Annotated in this window: 11 protein-coding genes and 1 pseudogene; 3 read left to right on the top strand and 9 right to left on the bottom strand. The window is 64.2% G+C overall.

The features are described from left to right. Window positions 1–282: 282 nt before the first annotated feature. The 8 genes and pseudogenes from pabB to hrcA form a co-directional block, all read right to left on the bottom strand. The gene (gene pabB, locus HF916_RS30605) at window positions 283–2,199 is read right to left on the bottom strand and encodes an aminodeoxychorismate synthase component I (RefSeq protein ID WP_168792632.1); all 1,917 of its coding nucleotides are present in this window, start codon (window positions 2,197–2,199) and stop codon (window positions 283–285) included. A gap of 25 nt (window positions 2,200–2,224) precedes the next feature. Next, a complete protein-coding gene (gene dnaJ, locus HF916_RS30600; protein WP_168792631.1) occupies window positions 2,225–3,364 on the bottom strand; it encodes a molecular chaperone DnaJ in 1,140 nt (379 codons plus the stop codon). A gap of 266 nt (window positions 3,365–3,630) precedes the next feature. Next, window positions 3,631–5,583 carry a molecular chaperone DnaK gene (dnaK, locus tag HF916_RS30595; protein WP_168792630.1) on the bottom strand — a complete coding sequence of 651 codons (1,953 nt, stop codon included), beginning with the start codon at window positions 5,581–5,583 and terminating at the stop codon, window positions 3,631–3,633. Between the two features lie 153 nt (window positions 5,584–5,736). Then, a pseudogene (locus HF916_RS30590) lies at window positions 5,737–6,030 on the bottom strand (thioredoxin family protein); the annotation flags it as partial. 37 nt (window positions 6,031–6,067) lie between these two features. Beyond that, window positions 6,068–6,652 carry a nucleotide exchange factor GrpE gene (gene grpE, locus HF916_RS30585; protein WP_168795699.1) on the bottom strand — a complete coding sequence of 195 codons (585 nt, stop codon included), beginning with the start codon at window positions 6,650–6,652 and terminating at the stop codon, window positions 6,068–6,070. A 524-nt stretch (window positions 6,653–7,176) separates the two neighbouring features. After that, a complete protein-coding gene (locus tag HF916_RS30580) occupies window positions 7,177–7,584 on the bottom strand; it encodes an RNA-binding S4 domain-containing protein (protein WP_168792629.1) in 408 nt (135 codons plus the stop codon). 8 nt (window positions 7,585–7,592) lie between these two features. Further along, window positions 7,593–8,663 carry a ferrochelatase gene (hemH, locus tag HF916_RS30575; protein ID WP_168792628.1) on the bottom strand — a complete coding sequence of 357 codons (1,071 nt, stop codon included), beginning with the start codon at window positions 8,661–8,663 and terminating at the stop codon, window positions 7,593–7,595. A 173-nt stretch (window positions 8,664–8,836) separates the two neighbouring features. Continuing rightward, window positions 8,837–9,856, bottom strand: a complete 1,020-nt coding sequence (gene hrcA / locus HF916_RS30570) for a heat-inducible transcriptional repressor HrcA (protein ID WP_106284494.1) — start codon at window positions 9,854–9,856, stop codon at window positions 8,837–8,839. A gap of 318 nt (window positions 9,857–10,174) precedes the next feature. Between hrcA and HF916_RS30565 the strand changes: the two genes are divergently transcribed. Both HF916_RS30565 and recN read left to right on the top strand, forming a co-directional pair. After that, complete coding sequence (locus HF916_RS30565; RefSeq protein WP_168792627.1) at window positions 10,175–11,077, top strand: NAD kinase; 903 nt, start codon at window positions 10,175–10,177, stop codon at window positions 11,075–11,077. Window positions 11,078–11,148: 71 nt separating this feature from the next. Further along, the gene (gene recN / locus HF916_RS30560) at window positions 11,149–12,819 is read left to right on the top strand and encodes a DNA repair protein RecN (protein WP_168792626.1); all 1,671 of its coding nucleotides are present in this window, start codon (window positions 11,149–11,151) and stop codon (window positions 12,817–12,819) included. 292 nt (window positions 12,820–13,111) lie between these two features. On the opposite strand, the gene glnE is transcribed toward recN, so the two are convergent. Further along, window positions 13,112–15,904, bottom strand: a complete 2,793-nt coding sequence (gene glnE, locus HF916_RS30555) for a bifunctional [glutamate--ammonia ligase]-adenylyl-L-tyrosine phosphorylase/[glutamate--ammonia-ligase] adenylyltransferase (protein WP_168792625.1) — start codon at window positions 15,902–15,904, stop codon at window positions 13,112–13,114. A 186-nt stretch (window positions 15,905–16,090) separates the two neighbouring features. On the opposite strand from glnE, the gene HF916_RS30550 reads away from it, so the two are divergent. After that, the gene (locus HF916_RS30550; RefSeq protein ID WP_168792624.1) at window positions 16,091–20,281 is read left to right on the top strand and encodes a YhdP family phospholipid transporter; all 4,191 of its coding nucleotides are present in this window, start codon (window positions 16,091–16,093) and stop codon (window positions 20,279–20,281) included. The last annotated feature ends 87 nt before the right edge of the window (window positions 20,282–20,368 follow it).

Raw genomic sequence — 20,368 nt, 5'->3', positions numbered from 1 at the left:
GATCCGATATTGCATGCAAAGCCGGTTGTCTATCTTCGTCTTCCTGTTTATGCGGCCTGGCCGCGAGCCGAGGAGAGACCACCGTGAGCCCATTTTGCCTGATCGACGTAGCGGGAATCCGCGACCACGCCACCGTGCCGCATGACGTGCGGGAATCCACTTGGCATGCGCGTTTGAGCGGCTTGATGTCTCGGTTGCTGCATGTATTTCACGGTTGAGGCGCGGGTGACGGACCTGCGCCGCGTTGCCTGCTGCCGTTAGCGGCTTACTCGCTCGCCTCTCTCAGTCCACGATCCGCGCCGGCACCGCGCCTCGCAGCGCATTGCACACCATTAGCGCTTCGGCGTTTTGCAGATCGGTCCGGGTCAGCACACGTTCGCCCGCCTGCAAATCCGACGCGTCCTCGAGCAGAACGCCGCGCATCACGCCGGGCAACACGCCCGACCCAAGCGGCGGTGTCCACCAGCGCCCGCCCAACTTCACAAACACATTCGAGCGGCCGCCTTCGGTCAACTCGCCTTGCGCGTTGAAGAACAGCGTATCGAATGCGCCCTTCGCTTCGGCTTCGCGCCAGCCGCGATCGTAGTCGGCGCGGCGCGTGGTTTTGTGATGTAGCAGCGGGTCGGCGGCGTCGGTTGCCGGGAAAGCGTGATCGGGTCCAAGCAGCACGCCGACGGTCGATTCGGCTAACGGCGTCAACACTGCGGCCGTGATCTGGACCGTGCCGTTTTTGCTCAACGCAAGCCGCATGCGATGCGGGGTCTCTGCGGGCAACGACGCACACTTCGCCGCAATCTCCGCGCGAATGGCTTTTGTATCGTCGAGTTTGAAGCCCAACGTCGCAGCGCTCGATGAGAGTCTCGCGAGATGGCGCGACAGATGCCGTACGCCCTCTTCGCGCGTTGCATACATCGTTTCGAATAGCTCGAAACCCGGCTCGGCGCCGGTCAGAAAGCTGGCCTTCAATTGGCACTCCGCATATTCGTCGGCGGCGACGCTGTCGAGCACGATGCCCGCGCCGACGCCCATCTTGCCCTCCAGTTGGCCGGTTTGCGTCGACCGGCTCAACGTCAGCGTGCGAATCGCGACGGACAGGCAGAAGTCGCTGCAGGCGGTTTGATGCGCGGAGGTTGTGGTTGCGTCAGTCGTATCGGCAAACGATGAAGGCGCATCCAGCCAACCAATCGCGCCGGTATAGAGCCCGCGCCGCGTGCTCTCGAGTTCTTCGATCAACTGCATCGTGCGATGCTTCGGCGCGCCGGTAATCGAGCCGCACGGAAACAGCGCGCGCAACGTCTGGGCGAACGACGTGGCAGGCCTTAACGTCGCCTCCACCGTCGAAGTCATTTGCCACACCGACGCGTACGGTTCGACCGAGAACAGCGCCGGCACCTTGACCGAGCCCGTTTGCGCCACCCTCGACAGATCATTGCGCAACAGGTCGACGATCATCACGTTTTCGGCGCGGTTCTTCGGATCGTTGCCGAGGAATTCGGCAGTGCGGCGGTCCACCGCCGGGTCGTCCGAGCGCGGCGCCGTGCCTTTCATCGGCCGCGCACGCAACGTCGCGCCCTGCTTTTCGATGAAGAGTTCCGGCGAACACGACAACACCCACTGTCCGCCCGGCAACCCGATCAGCGCGCCGTACGGCACCGGCTGACGCGCCCTCAACCGCCGATACAGCGCGGTGGGCGAGCCGAATACATCGAAGCCGAGCCGATACGTGTAGTTGACCTGATAGGAATCGCCCGCGCGCAGGGCCGCGTGAATCGCATCGATCGCCGCATTGAACTGCGCCGGATCGACGCTCGCGCGCACGTTGGCCGTGCCCGCCACCGATGGCTCGGCCGCGCCTTCGTCGCGCGCCATGAGCCACGCGTCGACCTCTTCACGCGAACGCTTCTCGCAACGTTCGAACAATAAAAAACGCAGCGTGGCATCGCCACGCTGCGTCTCTAAAGACCGGTGTGCTTCTCCGTCGAGAAGATTCCGGCCGAACTCATAGTCGGCAAGCACGACGGCATGCAAACCACGCTGCGTCTCCGCGGCAACGGTCTCGCACACGGCTTCGAGCTGCGCGGCGTCCGCACACATCCGTTCATGCACAAAACCCGTGTAAAGACGACTCGAACGGCGCGCCGCCGTCGCGTCGCAATCGTCGAGCAACGCGAACACCGCGCCGCGCTCATCTGCCGTCATACCTACCGCCAACTTCAAACCGCCGTTAATCGAAGAAGCTCTTCACCCGGTCGAACCAGCTCTTGCTTTGCGGGCTATGCCGCGAGCCACCCTCGACCAGCGCCTTTTCGAACTGCTTGAGCAGATCGCGTTGCGGGTCAGTGAGTTTGACCGGCGTTTCGACTTGCACGTGCACGTACAGATCGCCGGCAATGCTCGAACGCAGCCCCTTGATGCCCTTGCCACGCAGACGGAACGTCTTGCCCGACTGCGTGCCTTCCGGCACGGTGAAGCTGGCGCGGCCCGCGAGCGTCGGCACTTCGATTTCGCCGCCGAGTGCCGCGGTGGTGAACGGAATCGGCATCTGGCAATGCAGATCGTCGCCGTCACGTTCGAACACCGAGTGCTGCTTGATATGAATCTCGACGTACAGATCGCCGGACGGGCCGCCGTTGATGCCCGGCTCGCCGTTGCCGGCGGAACGGATCCGCATGCCGTCGTCGATACCTGCCGGGATCTTCACTTCCAGCGTCTTGGTTTCCTTCACCTTGCCCGCGCCGTGGCAGTGGCCGCACGGTTCAGGAATATAGGTGCCGGTGCCGTGGCACTTCGGGCAGGTTTGCTGAATGCTGAAAAAACCTTGCGACATCCGCACCGAACCCGAACCGCTACAGGTCGGGCAGGTTTCCGGCTTGGTGCCGGGCTTGGCGCCCGAGCCATGACAGATTTCGCACGACACCCAGCTCGGCACGCGAATCTGCGTGTCGTAGCCGTGCGCGGCCTGTTCCAGCGTGATTTCCATGCTGTAGCGCAAGTCGGCGCCGCGGTACACCTGCGGACCGGCGCGGCCGCCGCCGCGTGCGGCGCCACCGGCCGCCTGGCCGAAGATGTCGCCGAAAATATCGCCGAATGCGTCGGCAAAGCCGCCGAAGCCCTGCGCGCCGGCACCGCCCATGTTCGGATCGACGCCCGCGTGGCCGTACTGATCGTACGCGGCACGCTTTTGCGAGTCCGAGAGCATTTCATAGGCTTCCTTCACCTCTTTGAAATGCCCTTCCGCATCCTTGTTGCCCGGATTGCGGTCGGGGTGGTGCTTCATCGCCAGCTTGCGATAAGCCTTCTTGATTTCGTCGTCGCTCGCGTTCTTTGCGACGCCCAGAACCTCGTAGTAATCCCGTTTCGCCATATCGGTTCAACGCCACTCGCGCAATGCGCACGGTGGCTCCTCTTGAATGCTGGAGTCTCACGACTCGTCCGGCCGCTGTTTCATGCCGCCTGAATGCGACTCAAAACAACGCCCTCCATAAAACAAATGTGCCCGGAGAGCCTAAAAGGCTCGCCAGGCGAGATAACCGCTCTTGCACGTTTGCTGTCCAACCAGGCGCAGTCTCTGGTGCAGCCGGGCCGCACACAAGGCTGTGTGCGGCTTTACGGTCGAAAGGCGACCTGGCTTTAGTCTTTCTTGACTTCCTTGAAGTCGGCGTCGACCACGTCGTCCTGCTGCTGGCTCGCGCCACCCGCCGAAGCACCCGCGCCTGCCGCGCCCGCTGCCGCTGCTTCGGCACCTTGCGCAGCCTGCATGTCGGCGTACATCTTCTCGCCCATCTTCTGCGAGGCGGTGGCCACCACTTCGATCTTGGCTTCGATCGCGGCCTTGTCGCTCGAACCGCTCTTCAGCGTTTCTTCGAGGTCCTTCAGCGCGGCTTCGATCTTTTCCTTCTCAGAAGCTTCCAGCTTGTCGCCGTATTCGGTCAGCGCCTTCTTCGTGCTGTGGACCAGCGCGTCGCCCTGGTTGCGGGCATCGGCCAGTTCACGCAGCTTGTGATCTTCTTCCGCGTTCGCTTCGGCGTCCTTCACCATCTTCTCGATTTCGGCTTCGGACAGACCCGAGTTCGCCTTGATCGTGATGCGGTTTTCCTTGCCGGTCGCCTTGTCTTTCGCGCCGACGTGCAGAATGCCGTTCGCGTCGATGTCGAAGCTCACCTCGATCTGCGGCGTGCCGCGCGGTGCTGGCGGAATGCCTTCGAGGTTGAACTCGCCCAGCAGCTTGTTGCCGGCTGCCATTTCGCGTTCGCCCTGGAACACCTTGATCGTCACGGCGCCCTGATTGTCGTCAGCCGTCGAGTAGACCTGTGCGTGCTTGGTCGGGATCGTGGTGTTCTTGTTGATCATCTTCGTCATCACGCCGCCAAGCGTTTCGATGCCGAGCGACAGCGGGGTCACGTCGAGCAGCAGAACGTCCTTGCGGTCGCCCGACAGAACCTGGCCTTGAATCGCGGCGCCCACGGCCACGGCTTCGTCCGGGTTCACGTCACGGCGCGGATCCTTGCCGAAGAATTCCTTGACCTTGTCCTGCACCTTCGGCATGCGGGTCATACCACCGACCAGAATCACGTCGTCGATTTCGCCGACCTTCACGCCCGCGTCCTTGATCGCCGTGCGGCACGGTTCGATCGTGCGTTCGATCAGCTCTTCAACCAGCGCTTCCAGCTTGGCGCGCGTAATTTTCAGGTTCAAGTGCTTCGGACCCGACGCGTCGGCCGTGATGTACGGCAGGTTGATTTCGGTTTGCTGGCTCGACGACAGCTCGATCTTGGCCTTTTCAGCCGATTCCTTCAGGCGTTGCAGCGCGAGCACGTCTTTCGACAGATCGACGCCCTGTTCCTTCTTGAACTCGCCGATGATGTAATCGATGATGCGCTGGTCGAAGTCTTCACCGCCCAGGAACGTATCGCCGTTCGTGGAGAGCACTTCGAACTGCATTTCACCGTCGACATCAGCGATTTCGATGATCGACACGTCGAACGTACCGCCGCCCAAGTCGTACACCGCGATCTTGCGGTCGCCCTTTTCGGCCTTGTCCAGACCGAATGCCAGAGCGGCTGCGGTCGGTTCGTTGATGATCCGCTTCACTTCCAGACCGGCGATGCGGCCTGCATCTTTGGTTGCCTGGCGCTGGCTGTCGTTGAAGTACGCGGGAACCGTGATCACGGCTTCGGTGACCGGCTCGCCGAGATAGTCTTCAGCGGTCTTCTTCATCTTGCGCAGCGTTTCCGCCGAGATTTGCGGCGGCGCGAGCTTCTGATCGCGCACTTCGATCCATGCATCGCCGTTATCGGCTTTCATGATCTTGTACGGCATCAGCGCGATGTCTTTCTGTACTTCTTTTTCTTCAAAGCGGCGGCCGATCAGGCGCTTGACCGCGTACAGCGTGTTCCTCGGGTTCGTGACCGACTGACGCTTCGCAGGCGCGCCGACGAGAATCTCGCCGTCTTCCATGTAAGCGATGATCGACGGCGTGGTGCGCGCACCTTCCGAGTTCTCGATCACCTTGACCGAATTGCCTTCCATGATCGCCACGCACGAGTTGGTCGTGCCGAGGTCGATACCGATGATTTTGCCCATTTTTACTATTCTCCTAACTTTGATCGCTGCGGGAAGCGCCTTGTTTGCCCTGCTGGCGGTAAGGCGATCCGCTCTCAATTCCTACCTGCACTCAACATAAGTGCGTCCGCATCGTTTTCAAGACCTCTTTTACGATGCGGTCTTTAATTTTTTTCAATCGGACGAACTTTTGCCCGAAGTTGTTCCATCAACCTGAGCGCCGCTCGTGGCGTCGGCCATTTTGCCCGCTTGGCCTGCCCGAATCTTCTCCCGTGCGGCCGTGACCGTGGCCTGGAACTGCCCAAGGCCGTGCCAGCCGAGCCGCTTGCCGCGGTAGAAGAAGAACCATGTGGGCACGCCGTGCACTATGAAGCGCCGGCCCGGTTCGCGATGCCCGTCAACGTTGCTGTGAAACCATTTGAGGCCGAGCGCGGTGGCGTCGTCGGGAAGGTCAGCCATGGCGCGCTGCCTGCCGGACGAAACGGCTTACCAGGCCTTCTGGCGCTTACTTCGGTGCAGCGACGGTCACAAGTGCCGGACGCAGCACGCGATCGGCGATCACGAAGCCTTTTTGCAGCACGGCCACCACGGTGTTCGGCTCCTGTTCGGCCGGCACCATGGAAATCGCCTGATGGCGGTGCGGGTCGAACTTCTCGCCAACCGGATTCAGGGCGACGACGCGGCCCTTTTCCAGCGCGCCGGTGAGCTGACGCAGCGTGAGTTCGACGCCTTCGCGCACCTTCTGCAGGTCGTCGGACGAGTGAGCGACGGCCGCCTCGAGGCTGTCGATCACCGGCAGCAGATGCTCGGCGAAACTCTCGATTGCAAACTTATGCGCCTTGGTGACGTCTTCCTGAGCGCGGCGGCGAACGTTTTCGGTCTCAGCCTTGGCGCGCAGGAAGCTCTCCTGCAACTCGGCGATCTTCGCTTCAGCTTCGGCCAGGGCCGCCTGCTCAGCGTTGACCGGCGAGTCGGTCGCGGCGTTGGCAGCCGCTTCCTGCTGAGGTGCTGCGGCCTCGGCGGCCTGGCGCGCGGTTTCGTCGGCGGGCGTGGGATTCTGGCTCGTCGGGTTCTCTTGCGTGTTTTCCATGTCGCTGAAAGTCGTTAAATGGGTGAAAGCGAGGTAAAAGCCAACGGTGGCCGGCAGCACATCAAACCTGGCGCGGTTTGTGCGTTGCAAAATCGCGACAGACAACTTCGCGAGTCACCGCAAATCAGAACGGCAGATGAGGCCGGGAACAACCATTTCAAGCGGTTCTCCCGGATCTTTTCGCACCACGGACGTGCCGCGGAAATGCCCGGTTACAACCATTATTGCTGCGCAATCAGATTGAGATTGAGTGCTGCTGACAAGTGGCCTATGCTCCACTTAAGCATCGGAAAAGACGCGTTAACCCTAATCTGACGTAAACCTTTCCGATATATTGCAATTTCCACCTGATTCGCCCGTCTTTATCCTGAACCTTCCCGAGGGGAGTACCGTGAAACTGACCTTTGCAATCTCGGTGGTCGCATTGGTTCTGATTGCGGGCACCACGACCATCTGCATGTCCGGGGCTGTCAACGACCACACTACCGAATACGGCGGTGTGCACGCGACCATGGAACAGCTGTTCAATCCCCACCTGAAAGTTTGTCGATAGTGCGCCTGTCGCGCTTGGTCGGCCGGCCGTGCAATGCGGCCGCCGGTTCGCGATACGTCTTGCGCCGCTCCTGTTCGACCTGCCGCTTCACCTTGCTCTCTTCGGTTTCCGCATAAAGCGTTTGCGCGACACTCGCCGGGCCGCGCACGTCGCATACGCCCAGCACTTCCACCTGCCAGACAATCCGCTCGATCTCGATCTCGACCAGGTCGCCGACCCGCACGTCTTTAGCCGGCTTGACGCTGGCACCGCCAATACGCACATGTCCTTTTTCGACAGCGTCCGCCGCGAGCGAGCGCGTCTTGAAGAAGCGCGCCGCCCAAAGCCATTTGTCGATGCGCAGCTTAGCGCCCGCGTCGGTTGCAATCCTGTAATTCATGAGCCTGTTCAAGCTCCTGTCGTATGCGGCACTGGCAACGCCTGCACCGGCCAGCCCTGCAGATTCTGCGCAACGATTTCGCCCAGCGCGGCAATCCACGCCTGCGAGGCATTCAGGCAGGGAATTCGATGGAAATCCTTGCCGCCCGCGTGGAGGAATTCGTCGCGCACTTCCATGCCGATTTCCTCGATCGTTTCAAGGCAATCGGCCGTGAAGCCTGGACAGAATACGTCGGCGCGCCGCACGCCCGCCGCGCCCAGTTCCTTCAACGTGGGCGCCGTGTACGGCTGCAGCCATTCGGCCTTGCCGAAACGCGACTGGAATGTGATGCGGCATTCCACCTGCGTCAGTTCGAGCGCCTGCATCAGCAATGCGCCGGTTTGCTGGCATTGCTCGTGGTACGGGTCGCCGAGATCCAGCGTGCGCTTGGGCACCCCGTGGAAACTCAGCACCAGTTTGTCGCCCGCGGCGAAATCCGGCCGGCCGTGCTGATGCCAATAATGATGCACCTGCGCGGCAAGCGCCGCGATGTAGGCCGGATGGTCGGCGTACTGGCGCACCGTGCGGATCTCCGGCTGATTGCGCATGCGCTTGAGCGCCGAAAAAGCGTCGTCGAACGCGGTGGCGGTGGTCGACGACGAATACTGCGGATACATGGGCATCAGCAGCACGCGCTCGGCGCCCGCCAGCTTGAGCTGGTTCAGCATGGCCGGGATACCCGGCGTGCCGTAGCGCATCGCGTAATCGACCAGCACCGTGTAGTCGTTCAGTTGCAACAGATGGCGCAGGCCTTCCACCTGCTTCTCCGTGTGGACGCGCAACGGCGAGCCCTCCGGCATCCACACCGCGGCGTACTTCTTGGCGGAAGCGACGCCCCGGAACGGCAGAATCAGCAGACGCAGAATGATCTGCCAGAGCAGCGCCGGAATTTCGACCACGCGCGGATCGGACAGAAACTGCGCGAGATAGCGGCGGACCGCACGCGGCGTCGGCGCGTCGGGTGTGCCGAGATTGATCAGCAGCACGGCGACACGGTGTGATGTGGCGTTCTGTGAGGGCCGCTCGAGGTCGAAGCGCATAGGCAGCAGGGGTAACCGGTTTGGGCGGAATGTCGGTTCAGGTGAGATTCATTATAACGGCGTGGTTCGTGCCCCGGTCCGCCGGACACCCCTGGCCATTCGGCCAATTGGCAAGCCGCGCGCAGTCACGCATCATTTGCGTGAGGATGCATCGCAGCCTGGAATGAACGGCTCTATTGCTGACTGAGGGTCAGCGAGAGCAGGCGTGCGGTGATATCCACAATCGGAATCACGCGGTTGTAGGCCATGCGGGTCGGTCCGATCACGCCCAGCGTGCCGACGATCTTTCCGTTCACCTCATACGGCGCGGTCACCACGCTCATTTCCTCGATGGGAACGAGATTCGACTCGCCGCCGATGAAAATCTGCACACCCGCCGCGTGACTCGATACGTCGAGCAATTGAAGGAGACTGGTCTTTTGGTCGAACACATCGAACAGCTTGCGCAGGCGCGCCATGTCGGACGAAAGGTCGGCTACTTCGAGCAGATTGCGTTCACCGGAAATCAGCACGGTTTCGCCCGTGTCGGATTCGTCCGTGCTGGCCGTGACGGCGGCGTGCATCAGCGTGGTCATGTCGCCGCGCAGTTCGTCGATTTCTTCGCGCAGGCGGCGCCGCACGTCGTCGAACGAAAGGCCCGCGAAGTGCGCGTTGATGTAGTTGGACGCTTCGACCAGTTGCGAGGGCGAGAAATCGCGCTGGGTCGCCATGATGCGGTTCTGCACGTCGCCTTCCGGCGTGACGATGATCAGCAGAATGCGCTTGTCCGACAAACGCATGAACTCGATCTGCTTGAACACGTGGCTGCGCCGCGGCGTGAGCACCACACCGGCGAACTGCGACAGGTTAGACAGCACGCTGGCCGCCGCCGCCACGATTTTCTGCGGCTCGCCTGCCTGCAGGGTAGTCTTGACGGTACGCGTCACGGCTTCTTCGTCCGCGGCGGACTCCACTGTGAGCATGGTGTCCACGAACAGGCGGTAGCCGCGCGGCGTGGGAATGCGGCCCGCGGAAGTATGCGGACTGATCACGAGCCCCAAGTCCTCGAGGTCGGACATCACGTTGCGGATCGTTGCGGGACTCAGTTCGAGGCCCGAATAGCGCGACAACGTGCGCGAGCCGACCGGCTGACCTTCGGCGATGTAGCGCTCGATCAGCGTTTTGAGGAGGGTTTGTGCGCGAGGATCTAGCATGACGGAAAATTTTAGCTCAATGGCACGACTACCGCGAGCGCTAGGGGCGCCCATCCCTGACGAACGCGCCGCCGCTTGCCAAGGCGGCGCATTGCCTTCGGTCCGGCACACTTGCCGGCGTTCCGCCCAGCGCTTCGCGGGCCACCTTCTGGGCGGCCCGGCTGCCGGCACCCCGCCGCACTTTAACCGGCGCACATGTCATCAAGGCTTCACCATTCTAACGATAATCGCGAGATGCGCTGACGGCCCGCGCGCGCCGGCCCGCTACCGGGTCTGTCTGCGGTTCTTTTCAGGCCCTACCTATGGTGTAATGCCGGCATGCAAGTGACCAGCCAGTTCAAGACCGTCGCGCTCGTCGGGCGCAACAATACGCCGGGCATCGCCGAGCCGTTGACCGCGCTCGCCTCGTGCATCGCGAAGCGCGGCTTCGAGGTCGTATTCGAAGCCGACACCGCCGCCGAGATCGGCGTCACCGACTATCCGGCGCTGCGTCCCGCCGAGATCGGCGCGCGCGCCGACGTTGCGGTCGTGCTGGGCGGCGACGGCACCATGCTCGGCATCGGCCGCCAACTCGCGCCTTACCGCACGCCGCTGATCGGCATCAACCACGGGCGGCTCGGCTTCATTACCGACATTCCGATCTCCGACATGCGCGAGATCGTGCCGCAAATGCTGTCCGGCAATTTCGAGCGCGAAGAACGCGTGCTGCTCGAAGCGCGCATCATGCGCGGCGGCAATCCGATCTATCACGCATTGGCCTTCAACGACGTGGTAGTCAACCGCAGCGGCTTCTCGGGCATGGCGGAACTGCATGTCTCGGTGGACGGCCGCTTCATGTACAACCAGCGCTCGGACGGTCTGATCGTGGCCACGCCCACCGGCTCGACCGCCTACGCGCTTTCGTCGCAAGGGCCGATTCTGCATCCGCAATTGCAGGGCATCGTGCTCGTGCCGATCGCGCCGCACGCGCTATCGAACCGGCCGATCGTGCTGCCGGACGACTCGAAGGTGAGCATCCAGATCGTCTCGGGGCGCGAAGTGAACGTCAATTTCGACATGCAGTCGTTCACGTCGCTCGAATTGAGCGACACGATCGAAGTGCGCCGCTCGCGTCATACGGTGCCGATGCTGCATCCCGTCGGCTATAGCTACTTCGCCACGTTGCGCAAGAAGCTGCACTGGAACGAATACCCGTCGCACGAAGAAGACCCCAAGCCCTGAGCGGCAAGGACACCGGAACGCGAACGCCGCCGCTGCCGAAACCCGAACATCAAGCTCACCAGACGACCTCCATGCTTCGCCACCTCTCGATACGCGACTTCGTCATCGTCGCCGCGCTCGATCTCGAATTCGACAGCGGCTTTAGTGTTTTCTCCGGCGAAACCGGCGCCGGCAAGTCGATCCTGATCGACGCGTTGGCGCTCGCGCTCGGCGCCCGCGCCGATGCGAACGTCGTGCGCACTGGCGAAAGCCGCGCCGACCTCACCGCGGAGTTCGAGACCCACGCGCAGGTCGAGCAATGGCTCGACGAGCAGGCGCTCGGCACGACCGGCGACGACGGCCATCACGGCGGCACGGTAATGCTGCGGCGCGTGGTGGATGCCAACGGCCGCTCGCGCGCCTTTATCAACGGCACCGCGGCGACGCTCGCGCAGTTGCGCGAGGTCGGCGAAATGCTGGTGGATATTCATGGCCAGCACGCGCACCAGTTGCTGATGCGTCCCGACGCGCAACGCGAACTGTTCGACACCCACGCGGGCCTGTCGGACACCGCGGCAACCGTCACGCGGGCATGGCGCACATGGCGCGAGAAGGTTCAGGCGGTCGAGCACGCGCAAACGCGTGACCGTGAACTGCAACTGGAACGCGAGCGCCTCGCGTGGCAGCTCACCGAACTGGACAAGCTCGCGCCGCAGCCGGGCGAGTGGGAAGAGGTCAACACCGAGCATCGGCGGCTGTCGCATTCGGCCAATCTGATCGACGGCGTGCAAGGCGCGCTCGGCGCGCTGTCCGAATCGGACGAGGCCATGATCACGCATCTGTCCTCGATCGTCTCGAAGGTGCGCGACCTGGCGGAAATCGATCCGGCCTTGAACGACGTGCTGGCCGCGCTGGAGCCCGCCGAAATCCAGTTGCAGGAAGCGGCTTATTCGCTGAGCCACTACGCGCAAAAGCTCGAACTCGATCCGGACCGGCTCGCGCAAGTCGAAAAGCGCCTCGACGCGCTGCATTCGGCCGCACGCAAGTTCCGTCTACGGCCGGAAACGTTGCCTGAGGAGCACGAGGCGCGTCGCGCGCAACTGGCCGCGCTCGACGCGGCCGCCGACCTCGACAGCCTGCACGCCGCCGAAGCCAAGGCCAAGGAAGCCTTCCTGACCGAAGCAAAGAAACTCTCGAAGGCACGCGCCAAGGCCGGCAAGGCACTGGGCGCGGCGGTCACCACCGGCATGCAGGAACTGTCGATGAAAGGCGGCAGCTTCGAAGTCGCGCTGGTGCCGCTGCCCGAAGGCGGCGCGCACGGGCTCGAACAGGTCGAGTTCCGCGTCGCCGGTCATGCCGGCGTGCCGCTGCGGCCGCTTGCGAAGGTTGCCTCAGGCGGGGAACTGGCGCGGATCAGCCTCGCGCTCGCGGTCATTGCCAGCGCCGCGAGCCCGACGCCCACGCTGATCTTCGACGAAGTGGACACGGGCATTGGCGGCGGCGTCGCCGAAGTGGTCGGGCGGCTTCTGCATCAGCTTGGCCAACAGCGCCAGGTGCTGTGCGTGACGCACTTGCCGCAAGTCGCCGCGCGCGGCGATCATCATTTCCAGGTAGCCAAGGCGGGCAACGGCAAAGGCGGAACGGTCAGTAGCGTAACCTCGCTCGACAAGGCGAGCCGCGTCGAAGAAGTCGCGCGGATGCTCGGCGGGTTGGAGATCACGCCGACCACCCGCAAGCACGCGAAGGAAATGCTGGCGGCGTAGTTGTTCGTTGGCTGGGGATGCCCTCGCCATCTGCGACTTGCGCAGGAAAGTTAGCCGCCTGGTTGGCCGCGGGAAAAACAGCACCCGTGCGGCTCGCAGGCACAGTGCCCGCGGCCGCGAACGATCATAGGTGAGGCGGCCTGACGTCTTGCTTCGCCGCGCCTCACCCCGCTTGACCTCGCCGCCCTTCATGCCGCTTCGCGGAGTGAACGCCACGAATTCGCTCACACCGCCGTCCAACGCACGGAGTTGCACAACCCGCTCGCGCAAACTGCGAACATCCGATCAACCGTCACCCAAACACCCGCTTCCACAACCCCAGCACGGCTTCGCGCTCCTTAGCCACCAGCGTCGGCTCGACCCGTGCCTTCTCCATCCCATCCAGTCGCAGCTGGTGCTGCAACTTGCGGTACGTGCGATACGCCGCGCCGACCGTCTCCGCTTCCGCCTCGCTCATCAGGCCGAAGCGCGACACTTCCCGTAGCAACGCGATGTTGCCGGTATTGCGGATCAGTTCAGGATCGCTCGCCGCGTGCAATAACACCCAGTACTGCACGGTGAATTCGATATCCACCATCCCGCCGCTATCGTGCTTCAGGTCGAACAGCGCCGTATGGTTTGGATGCCCCGCTTCGACGCGCGCGCGCATCTCGACGATCTCCTTCATGAGCGGCGCCGCTTCGCGTGGCGTGGTCAGCACCTGTTCGCGGATGGCCTCGAACTTCGCGCCGATCTCGGCGTCGCCCGCGCAGTAGCGAGCGCGGCTCAATGCCTGGTGCTCCCATACCCACGCCGTATTGGCCGCGTCGCCCTCGCGCAACTGGTAACGGCGGAACGCGTCCAGATCGGTGACGAGCAGGCCCGACTCGCCGTTCGGCCGCAGACGCAAGTCGACGTCGAACAGGGTGCCGGCGCCGGTTGCGGTCGTAAGCCAGGTGATCAGGCGGCGGGTGTAAGTGGAGTAGACGTCGGCTGCGGCATCGTCGGGGTCGTCGTAGAGGAAGATCACGTCGAGGTCGGACGCGTAACCCAGTTCCTTGCCGCCCAGCTTGCCGTACGCGATCACTGCGAAACGCGGCACGTCGCGATGGCGTTTCGGCAACTGGTTCCAGACGGCCTGAAGCGTGACGTCGAGCACGGCATCGGCCAGTTCGGACAGCCGGTCGCTTACATGTTCGACGCTCAGCTTGCCGGCCAGATCGATCAGCAGAATGCGAAACACCTCGGCCTGGTGGGCATGCCGCAGTAGATCCATCTGCTGCTCGACGCCGTCCGCCGCGGCCAGACGCAGGCGCAGCGTGCGCTTGAACTCGGGCCAGTCGAACGGGCTATTGATCGCTTCATCGTCCAGCAATTCGTCGAGCAATTGCGGATGGCGGATCAGATAGCCCGCCGCCCAACGCGAACCACCGAGCACCGATAGCACACGATGCAGCGCTTGCGGATATTCGGTCAGCAGCGCGAGATAGGCGCCGCGCCGGCTCACCGCTTCGAGCAGGTCGAAGAAGCGCGCCACTGTATCGCCGCGGCGCTCGGCAGGTTCCAACGTGCGGGCGGCTTCGAGCGCCCGTTGCGCGACGATGTCGAAACGTTGCCGGCTGCGCTCGGCCAGCCCTGCATAACGCGACGACTGCCACACCGCGCGCAGCCGCGCGAGCAGTTCACCCGGCTCGGCCACGCCGAGTTCGACGAGGCGCGCCTGCAAGGCTTCGTCGGCGCTGTCGTCGGCGAGCGCGCTGCTCCAGACCCATGCGGCGGCGCCGTCTTCCGGTGCGCCACAGCCGTCGCGGCCGTTCACTTTGTCAGCGAAAATCTGGTCGAACTGCTGTTCGACGAATTCGCGATGCGCGTCGAGCTTGGCCATCAGCGCGGCGTAGTCGTCGCAGCCCATCGCATGGGCGAGCGCCGAACGTTCCTCGGGATCGACCGGCATCGCATGGGTCTGCGCGTCGTTGCGGTATTGCAGACGATGCTCGAGTTCGCGCAGGAAGCGATACGCCTGCGAGAGCTTCACGCAGACCGACGTGTCGATCAGCCCATGCGTTGCCGCGTGACGCAGCACCGCAAGTGTCGGCCTCACGCGGAAGCCCGCGTCCTGGCCGCCACGGATCAACTGGAACACCTGCGCGCTAAATTCGATTTCGCGGATGCCGCCCCGCCCAAGCTTGATGTCATCGGCCTTGTCGGGCCGCATCGACGCGCGCCGCTGCGCCTCCTGGCGAATCTGCAGATGCAGCGCGCGAATCGCGCTGATCACGCCGAAGTCGAGATAGCGGCGATAGACGAACGGCGTGACGATCGCATCGAGCTGCTTCTGCAGCCGTTGCGCCGCATCGCTAGCGCCTTCGGACACGAGGCGCCCCTTGATCCACGCATAGCGCTCCCACTCGCGGCCTTGCACATAGAAATACTCTTCGAGCATGCCGAGACTGCACACGAGCGGCCCCGAGTCGCCGTTCGGCCGCAGCCGCATATCGACCCGAAACACGTAGCCGTCGGCGGTCACTTCGGCGAGCGCGCCGATCAGGCGCTTGCCGAGGCGCGTAAAAAAGTCCTGCGTGGCGATCGGCGAACGCTGGCCGCCCGCGGTCTCGCCGTCCTCTTCATAAATGAAGATCAAGTCGATATCCGACGACACGTTCAGTTCGCGCCCGCCGAGCTTGCCCATGCCCACCACGCCAAGCGAGAGCCGTTCGCCTTGCGGCCCGCGCGGCTCGCCGTACAACGTTTCGAGTTCGGTGGACAGGACGGCGAGCGAGCGCTGGATTGTCGTCTCCGCCAGGTCGGTCATCGCGCCGGTGACTTCGGCAACATCCGCCTCGCCCGCCAGATCACGCTCCATCACGGCGCAAAAGACCTCGGTGCGCAATTGGCGCAAGGCCCGTTTGAGTGCATCTTCATTCAATGGCGCACCGGCCACGCCGGCCGCCTCGGCGCACAAGGCGTCGAAACGGGCGTCGATACGCTCGCGCGTGAGCGGCCCGGACGCGAGCGTCGCCACGCGCGCCACGAGTTGCGGACGGGCAGCCGCAGCGCGCGCCGCGTAGTGTGAATAGTTGGAACTCAGGAGAGTGGCGTCAGTCATCAAGGGTCTGGCTCGCTCGTTGCTTGATCAGCATGGTTCAGTTCGCAGTAGCACAGGGGTGCCGCCGCCTCCCGCAAGTCGCGAGACGGCATGCAGACAGGGTTTGCAGGAGGTCCGCCGACGCTTTCCCGTGTGTTACATTTCGTCGTTAATTCGCAAAACTACCATACGCCCACCCGCCGCAGCATGTCCGAGCGAAACGAATCCGCCGACCCGCACGAAACTGTGCAGGTCCGGCCTGTGAGCGGAAGCGACCACATCGTGCTGCGTCGGATCTTGCACGTGGTCCTCGCGCTCGCGCTCGTCCTGTACTTCATTGCGACGGGCCTGTTTCTCGGCTTGCGCTACGTGGTGCTGCCGCGCGCGGACTCGTTCCGGCCGCGCATCGAAGCCACCATTTCCGAAAAGCTGCACACGCAGTTCACCATCGGCAAGCTCGCGCCGCATTGGAGCGGCTTCCAGCCGGGCCTCGACGTCACCGACCTCGTGATCCGCGATCACGACGGCAAAGCCGCGCTGACGATCCCGCACGCCACCGCCACGCTCTCGTGGCGGTCGCTCTGGCAGTTTCATCCCGCGCTCTCCAGCCTGATCGTCGATCAGCCGGACGTGCTGGTGTCGCGCAGCAGCGACGGCGTGCTCTCGGTGGCGGGCGTGCCGGTGCCGACTCGCCACAGCGGCAACGACACCTTGTCCACCTGGCTGCTGCGTCAGCAGGCGATCGTGGTGCGCGGCGGCGCGCTGCGCTGGCGCGATGCGCAGCATGACGCGCCGGAGCTGGCCCTGCGCGACATCCGGATCGCGATTCTCAACGACGGCTACGATCACCGCCTCGCGCTGCAGGCGCCCGCCGACGGCCAGGTCCTGCACGGCCCGCTCGATTTCCGCACCTACTTCAAACACGCGCCGCTCTCCGCGATCGGCAAGCCGATCAACTGGACCGGCCAGGTGTACGTCTCGACCGGCCCGGTCGATCTGCCGACGCTCGCGCGCTACGTCAATTTCCCGATCGAGACGTTTGCCGGCCGTATCGATAACGCCATCTGGATCGACTTCGCCGAAGGCCGCATGAAGTCGGCGGGCGGGCAATTGGCCGGCACCGACGTCGCCCTGCGGGTGCGTCCGACCCAGCCGAAGCTGCTCGTGCCAGTCGCCCATTTTTCGTGGCGCCTCGAAGCCGACGAGGGCGACTACAAGCTGCAACTAAGCCAACTGCACGCCGAGCTCGGCCAGCCGCCGCTCGACGACGGCACACCGCTCACCCGCACGCTCGCGCTCACCACGCTGAACGGACGTTACCGGACCGCCTCTCAGCAACGCGGACAACTCGTCAGCGTGAGCGGCGACCGTGTCGATCTGGGCATCCTCGCCGAATTCAGCCGTGCGTTGCCGCTGCCGCGACGCCTCCTGAACAATCTCGTCCGTTTCAATCCGCGCGGTCTGGTCGCCAACTATGTGATCGAAGTCGAGCGCGGCAAGCCGGAGTCCGGTGAAGCAGGCAGCGACCGTCACCCGAGCGGCGCCGAACCGATCGAACATTATCGTTTCAAGGGCGATCTGCAGGGCATCAGCGTCGCCGCGCAGGAACCGCCGCCGGGGCTCACGCCACTGAACCACCCGCGCGCGGGCATTCCCGGCATCGAGAATCTGTGGGGCAATGTGGATGCCGACGAGACCCACGGCACCGCCCTGCTCAACACCTCCAATGTCGCCATTACGCTGCCGGGCGTGTTCGACGATCCGCGCCTGAAGCTCGACCATCTGCATGGCCGCGCCGACTGGACCATCACGCCGAAGGCGCCGGGCGAGAACCGCCCCGCCTTCACCGTGAAGCTGGCCGATTTCAGCGTCTCGAACGCCGACGTCGCGGCCACCGCCTCCGCCGACTACAGCAACCCGGGCCACGGACGCGGCTCGCTCGACCTGAAAGCCGACTTCCAGCGCGCGCAGGTGACGCGCATCGTCCGTTATCTGCCGACCAGCATCAGCGAGAAGTTGCGCATCTATCTGGGCCACGGCTTGCAGGCCGGCATGTCGCACGGCGCGAGCATCGAAATTCACGGCGATCTGACCAAATTCCCCTACTCGCGCGATCCGAGCGCCGGGCTGTTCCATATCGTTGCGCCGTTCAAGGGCGGCAAGTTCGATCCGACGCCCTTCCCGCCGCGCAAGATGAGGAACGGCACGCCGAACCTGTGGCCGGCGCTCGACGGCATCGACGGCGTGTTCGAGCTCAAGCAGAACGTGCTGCACTTCGACATCGACCGGGCGCATTACAAGCAGGTCGCGCTGATCGGCGTCAACGGCAGGATCGAGGACCTCGGCACCAAGGCGTCGAGCCTCGTCATCAAGGGCGATGGCCACGGGCCGCTCGCCGACATGCTCGACTATGTGAACGCCAGCTCGCTCGGCATCATGGCGAAACATAAAACGGAGAAGGTGCACGCCGAAGGGCCCGCGTCGCTCGCGCTCCAGCTGACAGTGCCGCGTACGCCGAAGCCGCACATCGCCGTGGAAGGCGCGGTCGGCTTCCAGAACGACCGCTTGAGCGTCGAGAACGTGCCGCCGCTGTCGCAACTGAAGGGCAAAGTGCACTTTACCGAGCACACGGCGCAGGTGGACCGGCTCTCCGGGCAATTCCTCGGCGGCGACGTGCATGCGAACGGCGGATTGAGGCAGGACGGCACCTATGCGCTCGACCTCGGCGGCCATATCGCCGTCGATGCGGCGCGCGGTCTCAACCTGCACGGCCCGGCCGCGCAGGTGCTGACGCGCATGAGCGGCAGCGCGCCCTACGCGCTCAACGTGCACGGCGCCAAGGGACGGCTGCCCGAAGTGACGGCGAACTCCGATCTGACCGGCCTCGCGCTCGACTTCCCCGCGCCGTTCAACAAGCCAGTCGGCACGCCGATGCCGTTGCGCTTCGCCGTCAGCCCGGCCGCCGCGTCGGGCGAAACCGGACTAGAACGCGCCGATCTCACCTTGGGCCCGATCGCCGCCACCTATCTGCTGCGCTACCGGCCGAAAACGGCGCCGGCTGTTGTGCGCGGCGCGGTCGGCGTGAACAAGCCCGCCGACCTGCCGTCCGAAGGCGTGATCGCCGCCGTCGATCTAGACACATTCGATGCGGACGCGTGGCGCGCGCTGATCACACAGATGCGCAGTAAAGAAGCGCCCGCCCCCGCCGCGGCGACGCCGGTCCCGCCGAACCCGACCGTCACACAATTCCTGCCGAGCCGCTTCGCGCTGCACATCGGCACGCTGACGCTGCTCAAGCGCCACTGGGACAGCGTGATCGTCGGCGCGTCGCATGCGGACCGCACGTGGCAGGCGAACATCGCCTCGAACCAGGTGTCGGGCCACGTGTCGTGGCTGCCGGGCGCGACGAAAGGGTCGCCCGGCACGCTGCAGGCGCGCTTTGCCCGCGTGGTGATTCCGTCGGCCACCGACAAGGATCTGCTTGGCCAGGCGATGTCGGCGCCGGCGCAGAACATGCCGTCCATCGATCTGGTGGTCAACGAACTGATCTTCCGCGACCGCAACGTCGGCCGGCTCGAAGTCGACGCGCACAATTTCGACGAAGACGGCGTGCCGGTCTGGCAACTCGACAAGCTCGACATCACCAACCCCGCCGCCACGCTGACGGCCACCGCCAACTGGCGCACCTCCACCGAACTCGGCAACAGCGCCGACGAAGCCACGCCGCGCCGCACCGTGTTCGATTTCAAGCTCGACATCAAGGACGCCGGCGCGCTGCTGGAGCGCTTCGGTCAGCCGCGCACGCTCAAGGCGGGCGCCGGCTCGCTGTCGGGCAAGGTGGTGTGGCAAGGCGGTCCGACCAAGATCGACTATCCGACCTTCAACGGCAATCTGGCCGTCGATCTGCGTCACGGCCAGATTCTCAAGGTCGATCCAGGCGTCGCCAAGCTGCTGGGCGTGCTCAGCCTGCAAAGCCTCGCGCGCTTCGCCACGCTGAACTTCCGCGACGTGATCGGCGAGGGCCTGCCGTTCGAACACGTCACCGGCACCGCGCAGATTCACAACGGCATTGGGCGCACCGAGAACTTCGAAATGGTTACCGCGCCGGCGCGCGCCGAGATGAAGGGCTCGGTCGACCTCGCGCAGGAAACCCAGGATCTGCGCGTGCGAGTCGTGCCCACGATCAGCGCAGGTGCCGGCGTGATTGCCGCGACGGTCATCAATCCGCTGCTCGGGCTGGGTGCGCTGGTGGCCGATGTGGCCTTTAGCCAGACAGTCTCGCACGCGTTTGCGCGGGACTACGCGATCACCGGTTCGTGGTCGAAACCGCACGTTGAGCGGGTGCACAGCGATCGCGGTAAGATGGACGCTCCGGCTTCGACCGTGGAAGCGAACTGAGCCTGTATCGGCCCTTTGTTTAGTCGGACAGGCGCCGTGGCGCGCCGGCGGCCCTAGCCAGCCTTGAATGACGTATGCGGCGCCAGC

The organism is Paraburkholderia aromaticivorans, from assembly GCF_012689525.1.
In the GTDB taxonomy this organism is placed as follows: domain Bacteria; phylum Pseudomonadota; class Gammaproteobacteria; order Burkholderiales; family Burkholderiaceae; genus Paraburkholderia; species Paraburkholderia aromaticivorans_A.
The sequence above is the reverse complement of the archived record's forward strand: the minus strand, read 5'-3'. Positions and strand labels throughout refer to the sequence as shown.

Bases quoted from the DNA above. Each gene is read 5' to 3' on its own strand.
- recN (WP_168792626.1), top strand. From the start codon at position 11,149: ATGCTTCGCCACCTCTCGATACGCGACTTCGTCATCGTCGCCGCGCTC.
- dnaK (WP_168792630.1), bottom strand. From the start codon at position 5,583: ATGGGCAAAATCATCGGTATCGACCTCGGCACGACCAACTCGTGCGTG.
- glnE (WP_168792625.1), bottom strand. From the start codon at position 15,904: ATGACTGACGCCACTCTCCTGAGTTCCAACTATTCACACTACGCGGCG.
- HF916_RS30580 (WP_168792629.1), bottom strand. From the start codon at position 7,584: ATGAATTACAGGATTGCAACCGACGCGGGCGCTAAGCTGCGCATCGAC.
- dnaJ (WP_168792631.1), bottom strand. From the start codon at position 3,364: ATGGCGAAACGGGATTACTACGAGGTTCTGGGCGTCGCAAAGAACGCG.
- hrcA (WP_106284494.1), bottom strand. From the start codon at position 9,856: ATGCTAGATCCTCGCGCACAAACCCTCCTCAAAACGCTGATCGAGCGC.
- hemH (WP_168792628.1), bottom strand. From the start codon at position 8,663: ATGCGCTTCGACCTCGAGCGGCCCTCACAGAACGCCACATCACACCGT.
- HF916_RS30550 (WP_168792624.1), top strand. From the start codon at position 16,091: ATGTCCGAGCGAAACGAATCCGCCGACCCGCACGAAACTGTGCAGGTC.
- HF916_RS30565 (WP_168792627.1), top strand. From the start codon at position 10,175: ATGCAAGTGACCAGCCAGTTCAAGACCGTCGCGCTCGTCGGGCGCAAC.
- grpE (WP_168795699.1), bottom strand. From the start codon at position 6,652: ATGGAAAACACGCAAGAGAACCCGACGAGCCAGAATCCCACGCCCGCC.
- pabB (WP_168792632.1), bottom strand. From the start codon at position 2,199: ATGACGGCAGATGAGCGCGGCGCGGTGTTCGCGTTGCTCGACGATTGC.